This is a genomic window from Streptomyces sp. F001 (assembly GCF_004187715.1).
GTDB lineage: Bacteria > Actinomycetota > Actinomycetes > Streptomycetales > Streptomycetaceae > Streptomyces > Streptomyces flavusporus.
The window spans coordinates 224,827-246,106 of record NZ_QZWF01000008.1 but is presented as its reverse complement, the minus strand read 5'-3'; the positions used below and the strand labels follow the sequence as shown (position 1 = coordinate 246,106).

The 21,280-nt window shown below is 68.6% G+C and carries 20 protein-coding genes and 2 pseudogenes; 4 read left to right on the top strand and 18 right to left on the bottom strand.

What is annotated here, in order from left to right; genetic code table 11:
- Positions 1 to 405: 405 nt before the first annotated feature.
- Both StrepF001_RS27530 and StrepF001_RS27525 read right to left on the bottom strand, forming a co-directional pair.
- The gene (locus tag StrepF001_RS27530) at positions 406 to 966 is read right to left on the bottom strand and encodes a hypothetical protein (RefSeq protein ID WP_129800913.1); all 561 of its coding nucleotides are present in this window, start codon (positions 964 to 966) and stop codon (positions 406 to 408) included.
- Complete coding sequence (locus StrepF001_RS27525; protein WP_129800912.1) at positions 963 to 1,334, bottom strand: hypothetical protein; 372 nt, start codon at positions 1,332 to 1,334, stop codon at positions 963 to 965. The genes StrepF001_RS27530 and StrepF001_RS27525 overlap by 4 nt, the downstream gene beginning before the upstream one ends.
- Between StrepF001_RS27525 and StrepF001_RS27520 the strand changes: the two genes are divergently transcribed.
- Positions 1,333 to 2,178 (top strand): endo alpha-1,4 polygalactosaminidase, encoded by an 846-nt coding sequence (locus tag StrepF001_RS27520; RefSeq protein WP_129800911.1) that lies wholly within the window; start codon positions 1,333 to 1,335, stop codon positions 2,176 to 2,178. The two genes, StrepF001_RS27525 and StrepF001_RS27520, sit on opposite strands and share 2 nt — an antisense overlap.
- An 85-nt stretch (positions 2,179 to 2,263) precedes the next feature.
- On the opposite strand, the pseudogene StrepF001_RS48335 reads toward StrepF001_RS27520, so the two are convergent.
- The 6 genes and pseudogenes from StrepF001_RS48335 to StrepF001_RS27500 all read right to left on the bottom strand — a co-directional run.
- Positions 2,264 to 2,412 (bottom strand): annotated as a pseudogene (locus StrepF001_RS48335) (IS5/IS1182 family transposase); the annotation flags it as partial.
- Between the two features lie 75 nt (positions 2,413 to 2,487).
- Complete coding sequence (locus StrepF001_RS27515; protein WP_129800910.1) at positions 2,488 to 2,796, bottom strand: hypothetical protein; 309 nt, start codon at positions 2,794 to 2,796, stop codon at positions 2,488 to 2,490.
- 794 nt (positions 2,797 to 3,590) lie between these two features.
- Entirely contained in the window at positions 3,591 to 4,229 is a 639-nt protein-coding gene (locus tag StrepF001_RS46530; protein ID WP_240797698.1) for a hypothetical protein, read from the bottom strand.
- 277 nt (positions 4,230 to 4,506) lie between these two features.
- A pseudogene (locus StrepF001_RS48330) lies at positions 4,507 to 4,584 on the bottom strand (DNA-binding response regulator); the annotation flags it as partial.
- Positions 4,585 to 4,634: 50 nt separating this feature from the next.
- Positions 4,635 to 4,823 carry a DUF397 domain-containing protein gene (locus StrepF001_RS27505; protein ID WP_129800909.1) on the bottom strand — a complete coding sequence of 63 codons (189 nt, stop codon included), beginning with the start codon at positions 4,821 to 4,823 and terminating at the stop codon, positions 4,635 to 4,637.
- Positions 4,820 to 5,644 (bottom strand): helix-turn-helix transcriptional regulator, encoded by an 825-nt coding sequence (locus StrepF001_RS27500; RefSeq protein WP_165396390.1) that lies wholly within the window; start codon positions 5,642 to 5,644, stop codon positions 4,820 to 4,822. Before StrepF001_RS27500 ends, StrepF001_RS27505 begins: the two co-directional genes overlap by 4 nt.
- A gap of 139 nt (positions 5,645 to 5,783) precedes the next feature.
- Between StrepF001_RS27500 and StrepF001_RS27495 the strand changes: the two genes are divergently transcribed.
- Positions 5,784 to 6,269, top strand: a complete 486-nt coding sequence (locus StrepF001_RS27495; RefSeq protein WP_129800907.1) for an ATP-binding protein — start codon at positions 5,784 to 5,786, stop codon at positions 6,267 to 6,269.
- A gap of 27 nt (positions 6,270 to 6,296) precedes the next feature.
- Here StrepF001_RS27495 and StrepF001_RS27490 read toward each other — a convergent pair whose 3' ends face one another.
- Together StrepF001_RS27490 and StrepF001_RS27485 are read right to left on the bottom strand one after the other, a co-directional pair.
- Positions 6,297 to 7,127: a transferase gene (locus tag StrepF001_RS27490; protein WP_129800906.1), complete on the bottom strand. Its 831-nt coding sequence runs from the start codon at positions 7,125 to 7,127 to the stop codon at positions 6,297 to 6,299.
- Positions 7,124 to 8,389: a glycosyltransferase family 4 protein gene (locus StrepF001_RS27485; protein ID WP_129800905.1), complete on the bottom strand. Its 1,266-nt coding sequence runs from the start codon at positions 8,387 to 8,389 to the stop codon at positions 7,124 to 7,126. The genes StrepF001_RS27490 and StrepF001_RS27485 overlap by 4 nt, the downstream gene beginning before the upstream one ends.
- A gap of 194 nt (positions 8,390 to 8,583) precedes the next feature.
- Here StrepF001_RS27485 and StrepF001_RS27480 point away from each other — a divergent pair, with 194 nt between their 5' ends.
- Positions 8,584 to 9,564 carry an arabinan endo-1,5-alpha-L-arabinosidase gene (locus StrepF001_RS27480; protein ID WP_129800904.1) on the top strand — a complete coding sequence of 327 codons (981 nt, stop codon included), beginning with the start codon at positions 8,584 to 8,586 and terminating at the stop codon, positions 9,562 to 9,564.
- A gap of 102 nt (positions 9,565 to 9,666) precedes the next feature.
- Here the strand turns inward: StrepF001_RS27480 and StrepF001_RS27475 are convergent, their stop codons facing one another.
- The 8 genes from StrepF001_RS27475 to StrepF001_RS27440 all read right to left on the bottom strand — a co-directional run bounded on the left by StrepF001_RS27475 (position 9,667) and on the right by StrepF001_RS27440 (position 20,064).
- Positions 9,667 to 11,379: a histidinol-phosphate transaminase gene (locus StrepF001_RS27475; protein ID WP_129800903.1), complete on the bottom strand. Its 1,713-nt coding sequence runs from the start codon at positions 11,377 to 11,379 to the stop codon at positions 9,667 to 9,669.
- A 166-nt stretch (positions 11,380 to 11,545) separates the two neighbouring features.
- Positions 11,546 to 12,694 (bottom strand): aldose epimerase family protein, encoded by a 1,149-nt coding sequence (locus StrepF001_RS27470; RefSeq protein WP_129800902.1) that lies wholly within the window; start codon positions 12,692 to 12,694, stop codon positions 11,546 to 11,548.
- Positions 12,695 to 12,746: 52 nt separating this feature from the next.
- Positions 12,747 to 13,991 carry a multiple monosaccharide ABC transporter permease gene (mmsB, locus tag StrepF001_RS27465; RefSeq protein WP_129800901.1) on the bottom strand — a complete coding sequence of 415 codons (1,245 nt, stop codon included), beginning with the start codon at positions 13,989 to 13,991 and terminating at the stop codon, positions 12,747 to 12,749.
- On the bottom strand, positions 13,988 to 15,538 hold the full coding sequence (mmsA, locus tag StrepF001_RS27460) for a multiple monosaccharide ABC transporter ATP-binding protein (RefSeq protein WP_129800900.1): 1,551 nt from the start codon (positions 15,536 to 15,538) through the stop codon (positions 13,988 to 13,990). The genes mmsB and mmsA overlap by 4 nt, the downstream gene beginning before the upstream one ends.
- A gap of 32 nt (positions 15,539 to 15,570) precedes the next feature.
- On the bottom strand, positions 15,571 to 16,683 hold the full coding sequence (gene chvE, locus StrepF001_RS27455) for a multiple monosaccharide ABC transporter substrate-binding protein (protein ID WP_206306954.1): 1,113 nt from the start codon (positions 16,681 to 16,683) through the stop codon (positions 15,571 to 15,573).
- Positions 16,684 to 16,821: 138 nt separating this feature from the next.
- A complete protein-coding gene (locus tag StrepF001_RS27450; protein ID WP_129800898.1) occupies positions 16,822 to 17,790 on the bottom strand; it encodes a hypothetical protein in 969 nt (322 codons plus the stop codon).
- A 112-nt stretch (positions 17,791 to 17,902) separates the two neighbouring features.
- Positions 17,903 to 18,910 carry an alcohol dehydrogenase catalytic domain-containing protein gene (locus StrepF001_RS27445; protein WP_129800897.1) on the bottom strand — a complete coding sequence of 336 codons (1,008 nt, stop codon included), beginning with the start codon at positions 18,908 to 18,910 and terminating at the stop codon, positions 17,903 to 17,905.
- Complete coding sequence (locus tag StrepF001_RS27440) at positions 18,907 to 20,064, bottom strand: mandelate racemase/muconate lactonizing enzyme family protein (RefSeq protein ID WP_129800896.1); 1,158 nt, start codon at positions 20,062 to 20,064, stop codon at positions 18,907 to 18,909. The genes StrepF001_RS27445 and StrepF001_RS27440 overlap by 4 nt, the downstream gene beginning before the upstream one ends.
- Positions 20,065 to 20,425: 361 nt before the next feature.
- Between StrepF001_RS27440 and StrepF001_RS27435 the strand changes: the two genes are divergently transcribed.
- Positions 20,426 to 21,175 carry a hypothetical protein gene (locus StrepF001_RS27435; protein ID WP_129800895.1) on the top strand — a complete coding sequence of 250 codons (750 nt, stop codon included), beginning with the start codon at positions 20,426 to 20,428 and terminating at the stop codon, positions 21,173 to 21,175.
- Positions 21,176 to 21,280 lie beyond the last annotated feature (105 nt).

Below are 21,280 nucleotides of genomic sequence, written 5' to 3'. Positions count from 1 at the left end.
GCCGAGCAGACTCAGCGGTGCCCGGGCCGTGCTGACGGCGCCCTGCCGTGTCCACAGGAGTGGTGTAGCGGCTGAGAATGCAACACATCCGCCAGATGTGGTGCACCTGCGGATTCCCCTACCGGTGGGCGACCGCCGTACACCGCGTCAGTGGACGCGGCCTCCTGGGGCCGCGCAGCCGCCTGGCCGGTCGGGCGGCGCCATCCATCCGCCATCCGTCGGCAGGCAGTTGAGCAATACGCTCGACGACCCCGAGCGGGTCACCCCGCACCCGGTCGAGGGCACAGCCCTCCAGGACGGCCGGCTGACCGCTGTCCTGGAACGTGATCCGGCTCGGCTGAGCCGGAACGGACATCGTCGGCGGAGCCGCCGGAGGAGATCTCACCCTCCGGCGGCTCCCCTCCGTCACCGGCCGTGCACCTCGGACGCCCACACGCTCGCCTTGCGGACCTCCGGCCCCTCGACGTGTGCGGCACCTGCTGTGTACAGCAGCCACAGCAGTTCGAGGGATCCGAAGAAAGACTCGCCCCAGCTGTCGACCCAGATGTGCACCCGCGACGGGCCCACCGGGACGATGTCCCAGAACTCCCAGCCGCGAGAATCGTCGTCCGGGTCGAACCGGTAGATCCAGTTCTGCAAGGACCAGGGATTTCCGCCACTCCGGTCGAGGTACGCGGTACGGCCGTCCCGGGAGAATTCCTGACGGGCCTCGCCGTCCCGGGTGGAGATCGCCGTGAACCAGTCCGGGAATTCGTCCGCCGGCAGGTCCTCGTCGTCGAACTCCGCCGTGCGGGCCAGGTGCAGCACGGCCGAAAGGACGTGACGGACCCGCTGTGCGTACGCCTCGGACTCGCCGTCGGCGACCTTGACGGTGAAGGCGGCCAGTACCGGTGGAGCCGAATCGGCCGGAGGGCGCTGCCGTACGCGATCCAGTTCGGCGGCGACGCTCTCCTTGCTGTGGATCATTCGCCGGGCCTGTCCTTCACCTGGCCGGGTTCGGCTTGCGCTCCGTCCCAGGTGAACTGGTAGCGATTCCGCTCTCGGTCGAATGTGAGACCGATGTCGACACCGCTGATGCCGTAGTTCTCCCGCAGGCACTCGATGACGGCTGCGGCGGCGACTTCCTCCTGGTAGTCCGTCAGCATCGGTACGTCCCAGTCGTCCACTCGTAGCAGCACGGCGCCGGCTCCGCCTCTGAGGGCGTCGAGCTGCCCGGCCACCAGTCCGAGGCCGAACGCCATCCACTTCTCGTCCGCCGAGATGACCCCCTGAGGAAGCCGGTCGTCGTCGCGGTGTTCGACGACAGCGGACTGCGCATGATCGACTGAGCTCATGGGGCACAGGCTGAACGGCAGAACACGGTGGTTCCGCGCAGGGGCAGCGGGGTGCGTCCTCACCGCCGCATCACTGTCCTGCCAGGGACCGAGCGCCTCGAACGAGTACATCGAACCGCCGCCTGCACACGGCGCGTTCGACTACCAGCTGGGCGGCGCCTACGAACCGCCGGCGGGTACCCGCACCGTCGTGCGGGATCGCGAAGCGCGCCCGGCCAAGGGGGTGTACTCGGTCTGCTACGTGAACGCCTTCCAGGCCCAGCCTCAGGAGCTGTCGTGGTGGCGCAAGCGGCACGACGATCTGCTGCTGCACGACCGAGAGGGTGCGGAGATCGTCGACCAGGACTGGGGCGAGGCGCTGCTCGACATCTCCACGTCCGCCCAACGGTCACGGCTCGCGGCCATCGTCGGCGAGTGGATCGACAGCTGCGCCGTCGACGGCTTCCAGGCGGTCGAGCCGGACAACCTGGACTCGTACACCCGGTCAGAGGGCCTGCTGGACCGGCGGGACGCGGCGGCCTTCGCCGAGCTGCTGGCCGACCGGGCGCATGCGAGCGGGCTGGCCGTCGCCCAGAAGAACACCGCCGAGCTGGCCTCGCAGGACAAGCGCATCGGGTTCGACTTCGCCGTGGCCGAGGAGTGCGGTCGCCACGACGAGTGCGGGGTGTACGAGGAGGCTTACGGCTCCCACGTCCTCGCCGTCGAGTATCGGGCCGCAGACTTCGACGCCACGTGCAGGCACTGGGGCCACAAGCTGTCTGTGCTGCTCCGCGACCGGGACCTGCGGCGGGCTGACGAGCACGGATACCTGTACCGTGCCTGCACTGCCCACAGGGCCGAATGACGTGTGGCCTGCAGCCGATCAGATGGTCGGAGTCGACGATGCAGGTGTCGTTGCCGGCGCCGCCCTCGAGGCAGGCGGACAGGTGGCTGCCGTACGAGGTGCCGCGCCGGCCATGGCCGGCACGATGTCGCGTTCGGGGCCGCGTCGGCGGTAGACCTCGTGGTCGCAGCCGCGGTCTGCGAAGAGCGAGTCGGGCTCGTGGCGGGGGTGCCCAACGCGGCCCCGGATGGGCGGGCTCTTTGTCGTCACAGGCCATAAAGGGCGGCCTGAATTGCGGTGATGCTTCCGATGTACCGAATATTCGCAGGGTTACCGGAAAGGCCCGCAGTCAGGGAGCCAAGGCTTCTTCTCGCACGGATTCTTGGGGGGTTTGGGCGGAAGAGGATCGTCGTTCGGATCCTTGGGGAATGGGTACGGACGAAGATCGTCGACGTCGATGTCGACGCCGTCATCGGTGGGCACAGTGATCACCGAGGAGGGAATGAAGACGGCGGCGGAAGCAGGGACCGCGAGCATGACACCGGAAGCCATGGCGGCCGAGGCCAGGCCCATCCCGATGCCGAAACTCCAGCCGCGCCGGCGCTGGATGTCTGTCGGGTTGCCGACACTGTGAGTCATGAGCGTGTTCCTTCGCGGTGCAGACGGGGTGGCGCTTCGCCCTGCGGATTTAGCGGATTCAAAGATGAGGGCAGAAGGCCTGGTCTTACGGTGTGCCCCGTGACAGGGCGGGGTGTCTCCCCAGTAGGCCTGAGCAGGCGGCTCCGGTCATGTCACAGGAAAACGTGACTTGACGAGGGTGGATATGTCCGACATGTGACGCAGGTGATGGCCCGGCGCAGGTGGAGTGGAAGGTTGTCCTTCGACTGGAGGCGTGGGCTTTTACCGTCGGCAGTGCTCTCGCGTCAAGTCACGTTTTTCAGTGTCATGACACGGAATCCCTGGTCTGAGCCCCTTGATGCATAACCCGGCCTGGCCGGAAATCCAGGATCTTGCACGCCATGACGGAGGGCATCATGATCAAACGTTTCTGGAAGCGCTGTCTGTTGCTGGCCGCAGCCGCGACGGCGGTGTCCGCTGGCACCGGCCTCCTGCCGGCCACCGCATTCGCGGCACCGATGCCGCAGAGCACCACGGTGACGACAGACGTTTGGGATCCCGAGGCTCAATGTCTCGGCGGGTCTGGGCAGCCCTCTACGCCTACGCCGGTGTGCGGCGAGATCAATCAGAATGGTGGGCGCGGCGGCGGTAACAACGTCGGCAGCCCCTGCAAGCCTGGGTTCCCGGCCGATCCTTGCGCTGTCCCGGGAGGCACTAACGGCCTTGGGAGGCGCTAAGACTGAATCCACCGGGAAGAGGTCGGCCTGGGGATGAGGAAGTAAGAAGAGGTGCCCGCTGACTTGCGATGATGGGAGTTACGACGCTCCCACCGGACGCAAGATCTCGGACGCCCACGCACTCGCCTCACGGACCTCCGGCCCCTCGACGTGTGAGGCACCGGCCGTGTACAGCAGCCACAGCAGGTCGACGGACCCGAAGAAGGATTCCTCCCAGCTGTCGACCCACACCCGCACTCGCGACGGGCCCACCGGAACCACGTCCCAGAATTCCCAGCCTCGGGAATCCTCGGCAGGGTCGAACCGGTAGATCCAGTTCTGCAAGGACCAGGGATCTCCGCCGCTTCGGTTCATATACGCGGTGCGGCCGTCCCGGGCGAAAGTCTCATGTACCTCGCCTTCCCGGGTGGAGATCGCCGTGAACCAGTCCGGGAATTCGTCCGCCGGCAGGTCCTCGTCGTCGAGCTCCGCCGTGCAGGCCAGATGGAGCGCGGCCGAAAGGACACGACGTACCCGCTGCGCGTACACCTCGAGGGAGCCGTCGGCGACATCGACGGTGAATGCGGCCAGAACCAGCAGCGCTCGGTGATCCGCCAGCGCGGCCAGCACCGCGTCGTCGGTGTCGCGCCCGGGTTGCTCGCCCACACCCACGGCCGCCGCGACCGCAGCGCCCACCCGCCCCGGATCGGTGACCGGGACCAGGTCGACGAACCACACCCCCGTCGGCGAAGTCGCCGGCCACCTCCGCCGCCACCGCCAGCGCCAGCCGCGTCTTTCCCACCCCGCCCGGACCGACCGCGGTCACCTGCCGGTGCGCCTTCACCGCCTCGGCCAGCTCGCCGCGCTCGCGCACCCGGCCGACGAACGCCGTCAGCGGTGCCGGAAGGGCGGCCGCCGAGCGCGACTGTTCAGCGGGAGCGGCTTCCGCAGCGCGCCGGGACAGCGCCCGTCGATCCGGCACCTGAAGCTTGCGCAGCAGCGAGGAGGCGTGCGACTCGACGGTGCGTACGGAGATGAACAACCGCGCGGCGATCTCCGCGTTGCTCAGGTGCTCCCCGAGCAACGCGAGCACTTCGGCTTCCCGAGCCGAGATCGATGCGGTCACCGGGGAGCGATGGATCGTCAACGCGCCTGTGAGGCCAGGGAGATGAAGTCCCTCCAAGCGTCAGGGGTGACGGTGAGGTGGAGGCCCTGTTTGTTCTTGGAGTCGCGGATGTGAATGGTGGTGGGGGAGGGGGCGACCTCGACGCAGTCGCCCGAACCGCTGCTGCTGTAACTCGACTTGAACCACGTCAGTTCGTTGGTGCTCATAGGTCTCCTCGCATCCGCTGCAACAGGCTCACGGAGTCTTCGAGGGAGAGAGCCTGCGCACGCATCCTGGCATATCGCCTCTGGAGGACGCCCACCACCTTTGGGTCTGAGATGAACTGGCCGCATTCCGGGCCCTCGATGTACGCGAACCACTTGTTCTCGGGGGGCTCCAGCAACTGCATGGGGCCGTGCAGCCCGGCATGCGACTCCCGCACCAACGGCATGATTTGGATCTCGACGTTCCGCAGCACGGAGATCTCCAACACGTGATCGATGAGCTCCCGTGTGACGTCCACACCGCCCGTGTGCCGCAGGAACAAGTGCTCTTCGAGGACGAAGCTGAACTCGGTGTTCGGCCGTTGCCGCAAGAGCCGCTGCCGTTCGGCGCGCGCTTCCCACTGGGCCTCGATCTGCTCGTCCGCCAGCGGCGGCAACTCGTCGTCGAACAGTTGACGGGCGTACGCCTCCGTCTGCAACAGCCCTGGAATCAACCGGCATTCGTACGTGTACAGCGTGATCGCGGTCGCCTCCAACCGCGCCCACCGCCGAAACCACGCCGCCAGCCCCGGCTGCCGAGCCAGATGCTGCGCCGCCCGTCGCAAGGCCCCCGTATTCCCGAGCACCGCCTCCGATCGCTCCGCGAACGTCGGATCCGGCATCCGCCGCCCCAACTCCACTGAAGCCACTGTGTGTTTGGAGAGCCCCACCCGGTCCCCGAACTCCTCCCGGCTCAACCCGGCATGCTCCCGCAAGGCCTGGACGACCGCTCCGAACGTCCGCAGACTGTCCGACGACTCCGGCTCGCCACTCGTACCCAGCACATCGACCACTGACGGTCACCTCCCGCACCCATGGTCACGGCCAGTGATGAGTACTGTCCACCCCGTAACTGCGTACGCTCGAGCAGCGTACGCGCCGCCGACCTGGTGAACTGCCCTGTACACCCGCCAGATTGGGCGCATGACCGCACCGCTCACTCCCCAACAGCCGGTTACCGTACGTACGTTCACCCAGCGCCTCAGCGCCACCCCGCGCGGCGCCCGCCTCGCCCGGCACCTGGCCCTGAACCAGCTGCACGCCTGGGGCATCCCGCACGGCTGTGACGCCTCCGACACCATCGCCGTGATCGTCGCCGAACTGACCGCGAACGCCGTGATCCACGGCCGCGTTCCCGGAAGGGACTTCGAACTGCGGCTGTCCCTGGTCACGGGAAGCGTACGCATCGAGGTCACCGACACCCGCACGGCGCCACGCCCGCCGGATCCGGGTGCCGTACGGACGCCGGAGCCGCTCGAGGAATCCGGGCGCGGCCTCGCACTCGTCGCCGCGCTGGCCGCCCGCTGGGAGGTGCTGGACCGGGAGCCGCCGCCGGGCAAGACGGTGCGCGCCGAGGTGGACGTGCCCGGGTGGCTCTCCCTGTTCCGGTGGGCGCAGCCGGAGGCGTGATCCGTGGCGAGACAGCCGTCGCCCACCTCAACCGGCCTTCGTCACCTCCACGGAGAGGTCGTTGTCGACGGTGTAGTAGGGGCGCAGGACGGCACCGCCGAGCGTGACCGCCGGGTGGACGAAGACCTCCTTGCGGTCTGCCAGGTCGTCGAGAAGACGGGCGACCCGGATGAGAGGCGCCTGCGCCGCAGGCCGCACGAAGACGTCCCAGACGCCGCTTCCGGCGTCCGTTCCGGCGGTCAACTCCCCGTGGTCGACCGTGAAGGAGAAGCTTCGGCCGTCAGGTGCGGGCCGTGGCTCCAGGGGGCGCACGGTGCCGCTGCCGCCCCGCAGGCGCAGGTGCACGGCGGCTCCCTCCTGGAACGAGGCGCCGTGCAGGCGGGCGGCGACCGTCATCGACCGGTCCGTGATGTCGATGCCGCCGACCTCCGCGTGGGCGGGGCGCAGCCAGGCTCGTACTGCGAGGTATCCGTCCTTGGTGACGTAGGGAACCCGGACGGCCAGCGGTGACTGCCGGTCGCGGAGGTGCCCGTCGACCAGGGCCCGCAGGTCACGCAGGCCCGGGCGCAGACGCTGCCGCTCGGATCCCGGTTCCGGGAGCAGGTACACATCCCACCGGCCCTCCTCGAGGACGGGCTGCGGGCCCAGGACGGCGCGCAGGCGACCGTCGTTGGCGGGTGCCAGGTCCAGGGCGTGCAGCGTCTTCTCAGGCTGGCCCTTCTTCGGGCGCAGCCGGAGCAGCACCTGCGGCCCATCGGCCGGCAGCGGCGGCAGATCGAACGTGATCCGGCCGTCCGGCTCGACCACGCAGCCGACGCGTGGATCCACACTCTGTTCCGCAGTCTGCTCCGTGCTCATCGCTGTCCCTTCCGAACCATGCGCAGCGCACTGCTCGCCGAGGCGAACGCGGCGTCGCGGGCGGCAAAACCCTGGCTGACCAGGGCGCGGTGCATACGGGCGCGTTCCGGTACGACGGGTCGTCCCGCCCTTCTCGCCGAGACCGTCTCCGTGAACAGCCGCTCGGCCTGCTCGACCACGGGGCCGGGAGCGAACCGCCGCGCGTTCCTCAGCGCCGCACGGCCCATGCGGCGTCGCCCCTCGTCGTCACGGACCAGTTCCAGCAGGGCGGCGCCCAGCGCGTCACGGTCCCCGACCGGCACCAGTCGGCCGTCGACCCCGTCCTCGATGATTTCACCGGGTCCGTAGGGGCAGTCGGTGCTCACCACCGGCAGTCCGCAGCGCATCGCCTCGACGATCGTCATGCCGAACGGCTCGAAGTTGGAGGCGGCCGCACCGATCGAGCCCTTGACCCACTCTCCCTCCATGGGGGCCGCCGCACCCATCAGGAAGACGTTGTTCCACAGGCGGAGGTCCATGACGAGCTGCCGCAGCCGATCGTGCTCCTCACCCTTGCCGTAGATGCGCAGCTGCCAGTCCGGGTGTTCGGCGGCAACCATGGCGAAGGCCTCGATGAGCAGGTCGTAACGTTTCACCGGGACCAGTCGGCCGGCCGCGACGACCACCTTCGCCGAGCCGTCGACGGCCGGCAGCACGGGATCCGGCACGCTGTTCGGGAGGGCCTCCACCCGGACCCCGGGCAGCCACATCTTGCGCCGGTAGGCGGCGGCGTCCGCCTCGGTCACCGTGGTCAGTGCGTCGAGTCGGCGGTAGGCCCGGCGCAGCGTGGTGCGCAGCCGGGGCGGATGGTTGTCCAGGGTGAGGTGCTCCTGTCCGATGCGGACGACATGCTCCGGAGCCTGGAGGGCGAGATGGACGTTCAGCCCAGGCCGGGTGCCGATCACCACGTCGGCGTCGATCGTGGCGAGGCACTCGGCGATCCGCTGGTCGGTCAGCTCGCTGTACTGCCCGTAACGGTACTCGGCGCGGGGGAACACCCCCGCCGGTCTCAGATGCAGCGGATGGTTCTTCTCCTGCCGCAAGTCCACGAGCGGCCTGAGCGACACTCTCGGGTCCAGGGTGAAGTTCGGGAGCTCCCGGTGCCGTAGCACGGAGACGATCTCCACCTCGTGCCGCTCGGCCAGTGCGTGGGCCAGGTTGAAGGTGGTGGTGATCGTGCCTCCGATTCCGTAGGCGTTGTGGAGCAGGAAAGAGATCTTCATGGCGGGCTAGACCATGGCAACTCACCGGCAGTTGCCGCCCGTTACCACTTCGTAGTGCGCCCGCTGTGACTGCGCGGCCCATTGACGCGCAAGTGGTTCGATTCTACGGTCCCGTCCGAACTTGCGATCGCTGTTCGAAATCACGGACATACGGGCGCTCCATTTCAACGCCCCCACCCGCAAGGAGGATCCGCGTGAGCCGCACCTCCCGAACGACCAGAACCGCACTCCTCGCCCTCCCCGCCGCCGTCCTGCTCGCCCTCATCCCGAGCACGGCGAGCGCCTATCCCAACCCCGGACGGGTCACCGGCTCCGTCATCACCCACGACCCGACGATGATCCGCACCTCGTCCGGGCAGTACCTGCTCTACGCCACCGGCGGAGGCATCGCCAACAAGACGTCGAGCGACCGCATCGCCTTCAGCGCGGGCGCCGACGCCTTCGGCAGCCGTCCCAGCTGGTGGTCGAACTACTCCTCCGTGCCGGAGGCCTGGGCGCCGGACATCTCGTACCACGGCGGCAAGTACCTGCTGTACTACTCCGTCTCGAAGTTCGGCTCGAACACCTCCGCCATCGGCCTCGCCACCTCCAGCACCGGCCAGTCGGGCAGCTGGACCGACCAGGGCACCGTCTACACCTCCAGCTCCTCCAGCGACTACAACGCCATCGACCCCAACCTCTTCGTCGACGGTGACGGCAAGTGGTGGCTGCCCTTCGGCAGTTGGTGGACCGGGATCAAGATGATCCAGATCAACCCCTCCACCGGGAAGCAGCTCTCCTCCAACACCACCCGGTACTCCCTCGCCTCCCGTCCGACCGGGACCAAGGCCGTCGAAGCGCCCTTCATCGTCAAGCGGGGCGGCTACTACTACCTCTTCGCCTCGTACGACACCTGCTGCGCCGGCACCAGCTCCACGTACAAGGTCAAGGTCGGCCGCGCCACCAGCATCACCGGGCCTTACTACGACAAGAACGGCGTCTCGATGATGAACAACGGCGGGACACCCGTCCTCGAGTCGCACGGCAGCATCATCGGGCCCGGCGGGCAGTCGATCATGAACGACGTGGACGGCGACCTGATCGTCTACCACTACTACGACGGCAACGACAACGGCACCCCCAAGCTCGGCATCAACCTCCTGAACTGGAGCAGCGGATGGCCCGTCGCTTACTGATCCTGCTGGCGGCCCTCCTGCTCGCGCTCGGCCTCGGCCAGTCCTCCGCGAGCGCCGCCTCGTTCACCAAGCCGGTCAAATCCGTGTGACCCGGCGGGCCGCCTACCCCGCCTGTCCCATCCCGGCCGGGTTCGGCCAGCTGGTCGCGCCCGGCCAGCCGGTCGCCGGTGCGGGGGACAGGCCGTTGGTGCCCCGGACCTGGGCGGCGGTGAGGCCACCGCGGGCCGGGACGCCGGGCGGGGTGATGCCGGACGGCTGCTGGGGGACCGCCTGGGCCACCGCGGGCTGCGGGATCGCCTGCGGTGGCGCCGGCTGCGGAATCGCGGGCTGAGGGACGGGCTGTGGCGCCGCCGGGTGGGGGATCGCCTGCGGTGGCGCCGGTTGCGGGACCGCCTGCGGCGCCGTCGGCTGCGGGAACGTCTGCGGCGCCGTCGGTTGCGGGAACGTCTGCGCCGCCGCCGGCATCGGCGCCCCCGCCCCGCCGGTCTGTGCCGCGGCCGGCATCGGCATGCCGGTGCCGGCGGGCGGGGCGGCTGCCAGGCCCGGCCCACCGGCACCGACCGCACCGACGGCGCCGACGGCCTGAGCGGCAAGGCCTTGCATACCGGCGCCATTGGTGGCACTGACGAGCCGGTCCACCGCCGCCGTACCCGAGCTGTAGCTGGTCCCGGTGCCCAGCTCGGGCACGGCGGCTCCCCTCCTGGTCCCGTAGAGCACCTGTTCCAGGCCGGACACCAGGCGACGCACATCCACCTGGGGGCGCACCACGAGCCGCAGGAAGCGGCTGGAGGATCCGATCTTGTTGCCGCACTCACGGACCAGGATCCGGTGCTCGGTCAGCATCCGGTCCCGGACCACGGTGCCTTCGGCGCCCACCGGGAGGCGCACGAAGAGGAAATTGCCCTGGGACGGGTACACCGTCAGGCCGGGCAGCGCGGCCAGCTGGCCGGCCATGTCCAGCCGGTCCCGTCGCACCTGCTGGAGGCTCTGCGCGTACTCCTGGCCGTGTTCCTTCAGCATGAACACCACGTGCTCGGCGAAGGAGTTGAGGTTCCACTTGGGGAGCATGGAACGGACCCGGCCCGCGAGCGCCGGGTTGGCGACGAGGTAGCCGAAGCGGATGCCGTGCAGGCCGAAGTTCTTGCCGAGGCTGCGCAGCACGATGACGTTGGGCCGGATCATCGCCTCCTGCACGACGCTGGGTTCGGTCTCGGCGTCGGCGAACTCCAGGAACGACTCGTCGATCACGACCAGGTCCCGGTCCGCCATCGCGTCCATGAACTGCACGACCGCGTGCTTGTGCAGGTAGCCGCCGTCGGGGTTGTTGGGGTTGCACAGGACGGCGACCCGGGTGCCGCGGGCCCGGATGAACTCGGCGTACTGCGCCAGGTCCAGGGCGAAGCCGCTGGACTCCTGGAGCGGGAACATGTCGACCCGCTTGCCGGTCTCCATCGGCTGGTCGGTCCAGCGGCCGAAGGTGGGGACGGGGATGGCGAGGGACTCGCGGACGAGGAGGTGGTCGATCCAGGTGATCAGCTCGGTGGATCCGTTGCCCATTGCCACGCACTGCGGCGGGAGCTGGAGCAGGCTGCACAGTTCGGCGGTGATGGTGTCGGCGCTGCTCGGGTAGTACGTGATGATGTCCCGCAGCCTGCTCGCCATCTCGTCGAACATGGCCGGGGTGGGGAAGTAGGGGTTGCAGGGGATGCAGAAGTCCACCGGGCCGGCCTCGTCGCCGCCCTCCCGCGTCAGCGCCGCCATGGAGGGGCTGTGCGCCGCAGTGCTGCGGAACAGCGAGGTGACGTTGTCGGCCATGGAACCTCCGCGTGAGGCGGGCCCGGTGGGGAGGCGGCCGGGTCCGTCGTCTGGGTGGCCCGCGCGGGGGAGCGCGGGCCACCCGTTCATACGGATGCGGCTGTGACGCCGTTCAACTCGCGTGAAGAAAATGTGCGTTCACGTACGGGCGTGCGCGCCCTGGTGTTCAGGCGCTGAACGAGTGCACAGTCGTCGACCGGTACGTCTGCCCCGGCCGCAGCACCGTCGACGGGAACGACGGGTGGTTCGGCGAGTCCGGGTAGTGCTGGGTCTCCAGGCACAGCCCGTCGCCCTGCCGGTAGACGGTCCCGCCGGTGCCGACGAGGGAGCCGTCCAGGAAGTTGCCGGAGTAGAACTGCAGGCCCGGCTCGGTGGTCGCGATCTTCAGAGTGCGGCCGGAGGACGGGTCCCGGAGCGTGGCGATGTGCTCGGGGCGGGCCGTGATGCCCTTGTCCAGGGCCCAGTTGTGGTCCAGGCCCTTGCCGTACAGCAGCTGCTGGTGCGCGACGCGGATGTCCTCGCCGACGGTCTTGGTGCGGCGGAAGTCGAAGGGGGTGCCCGCGACCTTCGCCAGTTCGCCCGTGGGGATCAGCCCCGAGTCGACCGGCGTGTAGCGGGCGGCGGCGATGGACAGCTCGTGGTCGTAGATCGTGCCGCTCGACTCGCCGGCCAGGTTCCAGTAGACGTGGCTGGTGAGGTTGACGACGGTGGCCTTGTCGGTGGTGGCCTCGTAGTCGATGCGCCAGTCGCCGTGCCGGGTGAGGGTGTACGTGACCTTCGACCTGAGCGTGCCCGGGTAGCCCATCTCGCCGTCGACGCTCGTGTAGTACAGGTACAGGCCGACGTCGGAGCCCTTGGTGAACGGCTCGATGTCCCACACCCGCTTGTCGAAGCCCTGCGCTCCGCCGTGCAGGCTGTTGTCGCCGTCGTTGACGGACAGCTGGTAGGCCTTGCCGTCCAGGGTGAACTTGCCCTTGGCGATGCGGTTGCCGTAGCGGCCGATCAGCGCGCCGAAGTACGGGCTGGAGGAGACGTAGTCCTCGATGGTGTCGAAGCCCAGCGAGACGTTGGTGTAGCGGCCGCGCCGGTCGGGGATCTCCAGGGACTGGACGATGCCGCCGTAGGAGAGGACCTTCAGGCGGGTGCCGCCGTTCTCCAGCGACCAGCAGTAGATCTTCGTGCCGTCGGCGAGTTTGCCGAAGAGCGACTTCACCGGCGTTCTGCCTCCCGTGGCGTGGGCCGTGCCGCCGAGCGTGGTGGCGGCTATGCCCGCCGCCGCGGCTCCCGCGATGACCGTGCGTCTGTTCAGTTCCATGTGCGGCTCCTCCATAAGGAGGGGCCCCGCCTTCCGGCGGGGCCCTGCTGACTTACGAACCGACCTTGCGCTTGTTCCACACGTCGAACCCGACCGCCGCGAGCAGTACCAGGCCCTTGATGACCTGCTGCCAGTCCGTGCCGATGCCGACGAGGTTCATACCGTTGTTCAGCACGCCCAGGACCAGACCGCCGATGATCGCGCCGAGCACGGTGCCGACACCGCCGCTCATCGACGCGCCGCCGATGAACGAGGCCGCGATCGCCTCCAGCTCGAAGTTCAGGCCGGCCTTGGGCGAGGCCGCGTTGAAGCGGGCGGCGAAGACCAGACCCGCGAGGGCCGCGAGCATGCCCATGTTCACGAAGATCAGGAAGGTGACCTTCTTGTCCTTCACACCCGACAGCTTGGCCGCGGGCAGGTTGCCGCCGATCGCGTAGATGTGGCGGCCGATGATCGCGTTGCGCATGACGTAGCCGAAGCCGACGAGCAGCACGCCGAGGATCAGCAGCACGATCGGGGCGCCCTTGTAGCTGGCAAGCAGCAGCGTCAGCGTGAGGATGGCGGCGCCGAGCGCGACCAGCTTCAGCAGGAAGAGGTTGAAGGGCGGGACGTCGAGAGAGAACTCCTGCTGGCGGCGGCGGTCGCGGAACTCCTGGAAGACCACCAACGCGATCATCGCGAAGCCCAACAGCAGGGTGAGGTTGTGGTAGTTCGTGTTCGGACCGACCTCGGGCAGGAAGCCGTTGGCGACCTTCTGCAGGCCCTCCGGGAAGGGGCCGAGCGTCTGGCCCTCGAGGAAGATCTCGGTCAGACCGCGGAAGATCAGCATGCCCGCGAGGGTCACGATGAACGACGGTATGCCGCCGTAGGCGATGAAGAACCCTTGTGCCGCGCCCGCGACCGCGCCCATGGCGAGGCAGAGGATGACGGCGACCGGCCATGGCAGATCGTTCTTGACCATGAACACGGCGGCCATCGAGCCGATGAAGGCGGTCAACGAGCCGACCGACAGGTCGATGTGGCCCGCGATGATGACCAGCATCATGCCGATCGCGAGGATCAGGATGTAGCTGTTCTGGAGCACCAGGTTGGAGACGTTGCGCGGCAGCAGCAGGTCGCCGTCGGTCCACACGGCGAACAATGCCACGATCAGGCCGAGGGCGATCAGCATGCCGTACTGCCGCATGTTGCGGCGCATGCCGTCCAGAACCAGCTGGAGCAGGCCGTCGCCCGCGGCCCCTCCGCTCTTGCCCGGCGGCGCGGGGGCCGGGGTCTTGGCGGTCACATCCGTGCTCATCGGGTTACCTCTTTGTCCTTAGTCATCTGACGCATCAGCGATTCCTGCGAGGCCTCTTCTCGCGAGAACTCACCGGTCAGCCGCCCCGCGGCCATCGTGTAGATGCGGTCACACATGCCGAGCAGCTCGGGCAGCTCGGAGGAGATGAAGACGACCGCCTTGCCCTGGGCGGCCAGCTGGTCGATGACCGTGTAGATCTCGTACTTGGCGCCGACGTCGATACCGCGCGTCGGCTCGTCCAGGATCAGCACATCCGGACCCGCGAAGATCCACTTGCTGAGGACGACCTTCTGCTGGTTGCCGCCGGACAGCTTGCCCACCGGCTCGAAGACGGTCGGCGCCTTGATGTTCATGGACTTGCGGAAGCCCTCGGCGACCTGCCGCTCCCCGTGCTCGTCGACCACGCCCCGCTTGGCGACCTTGCCCAGCGCGCTGAGCGAGATGTTGCGGTTGATGGTGTCGATGAGATTGAGGCCGTAGTGCTTGCGGTCCTCGGTGACGTACGCGATGCCGTTCTTGACCGCCTCGGGGACGGTCTTCGTACGGATCTCCCTGCCGTCCTTGAGGACCGTGCCGCCGGCGTACCGGCCGTAGGTGCGGCCGAAGACGCTCATCGCGAGCTCGGTGCGGCCGGCGCCCATCAGGCCCGCGATACCGACGATCTCCCCGCGCCGCACGGACAGTGACACATCGTCGACCACCTTGCGCTGCTGGTCGATCGGGTGGTGGACGGTCCAGTTGCGGATCTCCAGCGCGGGGGCCGCGCCCTCCTCCGGCTCGTGCGGGGTGCGCTCCGGGAAGCGGTGCTCCAGGTCGCGGCCGACCATCCCGCTGATGATCCGGTCCTCGGTGGTCTCCGGGGCCTTCACGTCGAGCGTCTCGATGGTCTGGCCGTCGCGGATGATCGTCACCGAGTCGGCGACCTTGCGGATCTCGTTGAGCTTGTGGGAGATGATGATCGAGGTGATGCCCTGCTTCTTCAACTCCAGGATCAGATCGAGGAGTTTGCCGCTGTCCTCGTCGTTCAGGGCCGCGGTCGGCTCATCCAGGATGAGCAGCTTCACCTTCTTCGACAGGGCCTTCGCGATCTCGACGAGCTGCTGCTTGCCCACGCCGATGTCGGCGACGCGGGTCTCCGGGTGGTCGGTCAGACCGACCCGGCGCAGCAGCTCGGTGGCGTGCCGCAGGGTCTCCCGCCAGTTGATGAAGCCACCCTTGGCGTGCTCGTTGCCGAGGAAGATGTTCTCCGCGAGGGAGAGGAACGGCGACAGCGCCAGCTCCTGGTGGATGATGACGATGCCACGCTGCTCGCTCGCCCGGATGTCCTTGAACTCGCAGACCTCCCCCTCGAAGAGGATGTCCCCCTCGTACGTGCCGTGCGGGTGGACGCCGGAGAGGACCTTCATCAAGGTCGACTTACCGGCGCCGTTCTCCCCGCAGATGGCGTGGACCTCGCCCTGCTGGACGGTCAGTGTGACGTCCGACAGCGCCTTGACGCCGGGAAAGGTCTTGACGATCGAGCGCATTTCCAGGACGGGTCCCGCCATGGTCGTGCCTTCCAATCAGAGTGAGCCGGCGGTTACTTGAGGTCGCTTTCCTTGATGTAGCCGGAGTCGACGACGGTCTCCTGGTAGTTGGCCTTGTCAACTGCCACCGGCTCCAGCAGGTAGGCCGGGACGACCTTGGCGCCGTTGTCGTACGTCTTGGTGTCGTTGACCTCGGGCTTCTTGTCGTTGAGCACCGCGTCGACCATGTTCGAGGCCACCTTGGCGAGTTCGCGGGTGTCCTTGTAGACGGTCATCGACTGCTGGTCGGCGATGATCGACTTCACCGAGGCGACCTCGGCGTCCTGGCCGGTGACGACCGGCAGCGGCTTGCTCTTGGAGCCGTAGTCGTCCGACTTCAGCGCCGAGAGGATGCCGATGGAGATGCCGTCGTACGGCGAGAGCACCGCGTCGACCCGCTCGCTCTTGTACGCCGAGGTCAGGATGTCGTCCATGCGCTTCTGGGCGGTGCCGCCGTCCCATCGCAGGGTGGTGACCTGGTTCAGCTCGGTCTGCTTGGACCGGACGACCAGCTGCTTCTTGTCGATGTAGGGCTGCAGGACGTTCATCGCGCCCTGGAAGAAGTAGCGGGTGTTGTTGTCGTCGTTGGAGCCGGCGAACAGCTCGATGTTGAACGGCCCCTTTTCGGAGCCGTCCTTCAGGCCGAGCTTCTCGACGATGTAGTTGCCCTGGAGCTCGCCGACCTTCTCGTTGTCGAAGGAGGCGTAGTAGTCGACGTTCTCCGTGCCGAGGATGAGGCGGTCGTAGGAGATCACCGGGATGTCGGCGTCCTTGGCCTGCTGGAGGACGTTGTTCATCGACTTGTTGTCGATGGCCGCGACGATCAGGGCGCGCACACCCTGCGTGATCAGGTTCTCGATCTGCGAGACCTGCTGGTCGGGGTCGTCCTCGCCGTAGACCAGCTGGGTCTTGTAGCCCTTGGACTCCAGGTCCTTCTTGACGTTGTTGCCGTCGGCGATCCAGCGCTCGGAGGACTTGGTCGGCATCGCGATGCCGATGGTGGCGCCCTCGGCGCTGCCCTTGTCCTCCTCGCTGCCACCCTCACTGCTCTGGCCGCAGGCGGTCAGGGTGAGGGCGAGGGAGGCCGCTGCGGCTATGGCGGAAAGTGCGGCTCGGCGATTGCGCATGGTCATCTTCCTTGATGTCTCAGCCCGGCTGGGAATTGGGTGTGCGGCAACGCTGGGGTGGTTCGTGAAAACCGGTGAACGGTGTGTGGGATTCTGTTTGGCTGCGTCGTCTTCTGTGAAGAGGGCGCGTCGAAACCTTTATGAATATGTTTCGAACCGCTTGAGCTCGCCGGGCAGCCGCGAGCCCAGCGGGGCCATGTCCCCGTCGGCCCCGTGCCGGGCGAGCAGGTCCAGGGCCAGCCGGCCACGCCGCACCCGCTCCCTGGCGGTGGCCAGGGTGACGTCCCGCAGGTGGTGGCCGTACGGGTAGATCGCGGGGGCCTTGGACAGGCCGAACTTCAGGTACAGCGGCGCGCCGCGCCGGATCAGCTCGGCGACCTCGTACATCCGTACATAGCCGCCGAGATCGTCGGGGGCCTCGATGTACATGTCCATGGGAGCGCCGGACACCCGGCGGATCTCGGTGAGGTGATCCAGCGTCAGATCGCTGGGCACGTTGATGGAGTCGGCGCCGAGCCGCTCGTACACCGCGAACGAGGCCGGGTTGACCGGCCCGACCAGCGCCGACACCTTCAGCGTGGTGTCCGCCGGGATGATCCCGGCCGTACGCGCCCGGTGCAGCGTCCACAGCACGCCCTCGTCGGCGACGAGGAGGCACTTCACGCCCAGCTCCGTCGCCCGTACGGCGTCCTCGACGCACCCGGCGACGGCATCGTGCCCGCGGGCCCTGAGACCGCCGCCGCGGGAGTCGGTGCGGGTCGAGCCGCCGATGTCCCAGGTGCCGCGCGGGCCGGTGAACAGGCAGAGCTCGATGTCACGTTCACCGGTGGCCTCGACCATCTCGGTGATCTCGGCGTCGGTCAGCATCCACACGCCGCTGCCCTGACTGATCCGGTGGATCGGTACGTCGAGCCGCGAGGACTCCTTGAGTACGACCGCCAGCGCCTCGGGACCCTCGCACGAGGGGATCTCGGTGCGCCAGCGGCCACCGCCCGGAAAGCTGTGCGGCGATGCGTCGGCGGGGTCGAGGGCGGGCGCGCCCAGGCCGAGCGCGGTGAGTGCCTGCTCACCGGGCCTGCGGGCTGCCGTGGCGGAAGCGTCGGTCACAAGCTGTCCTTCGTGTTCGAAATATCGGACGAGGTCCGGGGCTCTGGGTGGGGGAGGCTCTGGGTGTACGCCGGTACGGCGGCCGTCAGGTCGCCGCCGTACCGGCGTACGACTAGGGGCGGAGCAGCACCTTGCCGACCTTCGGATCGCCGGCTCCCACCAGCTCGATGGCCTGCGGGAACTCGGTGAGCGGCAGCTCGTGGGTGACCAGCGGCACCGGGTCGAGCAGCCCGGCGCCGAACACCCGCACCGTGTGCGCCCAGGCGTCCGGCGGCGCACCGAAGACGGTGTGCACCTCCAGCTGCCGTACGACCAGATCCGTCGGGTCCAGACCGTCGGCGCCCGGCGCCGGGATCCCCGTCAGGACCAGCCGTCCGCCGCGCCGCAGCAGGGCGGCCGCGGTGCGGGCGGCGTCGGCGGAGCCGGCCGTCTCGATCACCACGTCGAAGTCGCCGGGGAGTTCCTCGTCCTTGGTACGGAACTCGGTCGCGCCGAACTCCCTGGACAGGGCCGCACGGTCCGTACGGGTGCCGACGACCAGCAGCTCGGCCGGGGAGGCGGCGCGCAGGAACTGCACCGCGAACATCCCGAGCGTGCCGGTACCGACCACGGCCACCTTCTCGCCCGGCAGGGCATGGGCCTTCAGGGCCGCCGCCGCGATACAGGCGGCCGGCTCCAGCAGGGCCGCGGCCGTCAGGTCGGCGTCGTCCGGCAGGACGTGCAGGAGACGCGCCGGGAGGGTGAGAGTGGTGGCCATCGCCCCCGGCTGGGTGAACCCGGTCTCCTCGTAGCCGTCCGTGCACAGCGTGGTCTCACCGGCGTGGCAGCGGTCGCACACCTGGCAGTTGCGGAAGCCCTCGCCGACGACCTTGCGACCGACGAGCGACCCGGGGACCCCGGCGCCGACCTGCTGCACCGTCCCCGACCACTCGTGGCCGGGGATGAGCGGGTAACGGACGTATCCCTCGGGCCGGTTGCCCTGGTAGACCTCGCGGTCGCTGCCGCAGATGCCGACGGCGTGGACGCGGACGAGGGCCTCGCCGGGCTCGGGCGGGCGGGGCGTGTGCTCGACGAGCCGGTACTCGCCGGGCGCCTCGATGACGACGGCGGTGGCGGTCACTTGGATTCCTTCGGCTTGCGCTGCTCCCAGCCCTCGGCCCACAGGTCGAACCGGGCCTGCTGCTGCGGGAACTCGGCGGCGGCGTCGACGTCGAGCTCCACACCGAGACCGGGGGCGTCGGAGAGGTGGAAGTACCCGTCGATCACCTGGGGCGCGCCCTTGACGACCTTCTTGATCTCCGCGTCGGCGAAATCGTTGAAGTGCTCCAGGATCTTGAAGTTCGGGGTGGTGAAGCCGACCTGGAGGGACGCGGCGGTGAGGACGGAGCCGCCGACGTTGTGCGGGGCGACGAGCATGTAGTGGGTCTCGGCGGTGGCGGCCACCTTCCGCGTCTCCCAGATGCCGCCGATGTGACCGACGTCGGGCTGGATGATGTCGACGGCCTGGCTCTCGAAGAGCTCGCGGAACTCGATGCGGTCGTGGATGCGCTCACCGGTCGCGACCGGGATGTCCACCTTGGCGGCGACCTTCTCCAGCGCCTTCAGGTTCTCCGGCGGGCAGGGCTCCTCCAGCCAGGCGGGCTTGAAGGGGGCGAGCTCCTTGGCCAGCCGGACGGCGGTGGCGGGGGAGAACCGACCGTGCATCTCGAGCATCAGCTCGGCCTCCGGGCCGATGGCGTCCCGGACGGCCTCGATCAGCGACACGGCGTACAGGGTCTGCTCGTGGTCGAGCTCGAAGTGCCCGGTGCCGAAGGGGTCGATCTTGAGCGCCTTGTACCCGCGCTCCATGACGCCCTGGGCGGCCTTGTGGTACGCCTCCGGGGTCCGCTCGGTGGTGTACCAGCCGTTGGCGTACGCCTTGACCTTGTCGGTGACCTTGCCACCCAGGAGCTGCCAGACGGGCGCCCCGAGGGCCTTGCCCTTGATGTCCCAGCAGGCCATCTCGATGACGGCGATACCGGACATGACGATCTCGCCGGCCCGCCCGTAGTCGCCGTACTTCATCCTGCGGACGAGGTCCTCGACGGCGAACGGGTCGGAACCGAGAATGTGGTTGGCCTCGGCCTCCCTCAGATAGCCGATCAGCGCGTCGGTGTGGCCCAGCATCCGGGTCTCGCCGACTCCGGTGACCCCCTCGTCGGTGTGCGCCTGTACGTACGTCAGGTTGCGCCACGGCGTCCCGACCACGTGTGTGCTGATTCCGGTGATGCGCACGGCAGTTGCCCCTCGTGAACGTCGGCTCTGTTCGATATTTCGTCACACGTTCGAAATGCTGGCGTGACAGTAAGGATGAGGTGGTCGGGGTGTCAATGGGTCGAACGCATAACAGTTTCGGCACTTTCGAAAGTCGTTTCGGGGTGATGCGAGCAGGTTGCCCTCAACTCGCCACGCCGGAGGGGATCGTTCACCACAGAACATTCACAGCGGAGCCTATGAACGTTACCCATGCGGAACTTAATCTTCCCGCGTCATGGACTACTGCCACCCGTGCCGACGGCACCTGAATGGCGCCCTCGCCTGTCCGGGGTGCGGCACGCCAGCGGAACAGCTTCGCGCGTACGCGGAGGAGACGGTCGTGCACACCGTCGTACGGACGGACGTGCGCACGGACGTCGTCACGGTGGTACGGCCGGCGGAGCCCGACGAGCCGTACGACGAGGACGACGACGTCGACGATGCCGACGACGACCGCCCCGGACGCGGCTCCGGGCGACGCCGTCAGCCGGGCGTGAGCCGACGCGACCGCAAGGCCGCGGCCCACCGCCGCCGACGCCGCCGCACCCTGCTCATCGCGGCGGGATTCGTCCTGGCCGCCGGCGCCCTGAGCCTCGCCGAACTCGGCCTGGACGCCCCGGGTTCGTCCCCGAAGCCGGCAGCGGCCGGGGACCCCTCGGCGGACGGCGCTGCGTCGGAGGAGTCCGACGCCTCACCGGACCCCCTGACCGACGGCTCCACGGGCGCCACCCCGGGCACGGGCACGGCCTCCGCGGACGCCTCGAAGTCCCCTTCCCCGTCGAAGTCCGACAAGGACAAGGACGAGAAGGACGACAAGAAGTCCGCGACCCCGACGGAGAACGACCAGTCGTCCCCCGCGGACCCGGCCCCCGACGACCCGTCGAACCCCAACCCCGCGCCCCACCCGCCCCGGACCCGACCCCGACACCGACCTCACAGCCGACGACTTCGGTACCGGACCCGGACCCGTCGCCGTCGGAGACGTGCGAGCGGTTCTTGTGGTGGTGCACTTAGCCGGCCCGGCGGCTGCGGCAGCCCCGTGAAGTCGAGGCTTCGACGCGATGGCAGGCGCAGTCGCATCGGAGGGTGAGCAGCGGGTGCTCCCACTCTGCGGCGCCTTTGCGTCTGATCTCACGGTTGCCGTCGCACCGGTCGTGCAGCGAGTGCAGGCACTCCGCTGAGACGTTCTCCTGGT

Coding starts and splice junctions, on each gene's coding strand:
- StrepF001_RS27490 (WP_129800906.1), bottom strand. CDS start 7,127: ATGAGCACGGAGCAGACTGCGGAACAGAGTGTGGATCCACGCGTCGGC.
- StrepF001_RS27470 (WP_129800902.1), bottom strand. CDS start 12,694: ATGGAACTGAACAGACGCACGGTCATCGCGGGAGCCGCGGCGGCGGGC.
- StrepF001_RS27505 (WP_129800909.1), bottom strand. CDS start 4,823: ATGAGCACCAACGAACTGACGTGGTTCAAGTCGAGTTACAGCAGCAGC.
- StrepF001_RS27530 (WP_129800913.1), bottom strand. CDS start 966: ATGATCCACAGCAAGGAGAGCGTCGCCGCCGAACTGGATCGCGTACGG.
- mmsB (WP_129800901.1), bottom strand. CDS start 13,991: ATGAGCACGGATGTGACCGCCAAGACCCCGGCCCCCGCGCCGCCGGGC.
- StrepF001_RS27495 (WP_129800907.1), top strand. CDS start 5,784: ATGACCGCACCGCTCACTCCCCAACAGCCGGTTACCGTACGTACGTTC.
- StrepF001_RS27525 (WP_129800912.1), bottom strand. CDS start 1,334: ATGAGCTCAGTCGATCATGCGCAGTCCGCTGTCGTCGAACACCGCGAC.
- StrepF001_RS27485 (WP_129800905.1), bottom strand. CDS start 8,389: ATGAAGATCTCTTTCCTGCTCCACAACGCCTACGGAATCGGAGGCACG.
- StrepF001_RS27475 (WP_129800903.1), bottom strand. CDS start 11,379: ATGGCCGACAACGTCACCTCGCTGTTCCGCAGCACTGCGGCGCACAGC.
- chvE (WP_206306954.1), bottom strand. CDS start 16,683: ATGCGCAATCGCCGAGCCGCACTTTCCGCCATAGCCGCAGCGGCCTCC.
- StrepF001_RS27515 (WP_129800910.1), bottom strand. CDS start 2,796: ATGACTCACAGTGTCGGCAACCCGACAGACATCCAGCGCCGGCGCGGC.
- mmsA (WP_129800900.1), bottom strand. CDS start 15,538: ATGGCGGGACCCGTCCTGGAAATGCGCTCGATCGTCAAGACCTTTCCC.
- StrepF001_RS27520 (WP_129800911.1), top strand. CDS start 1,333: ATGGGGCACAGGCTGAACGGCAGAACACGGTGGTTCCGCGCAGGGGCA.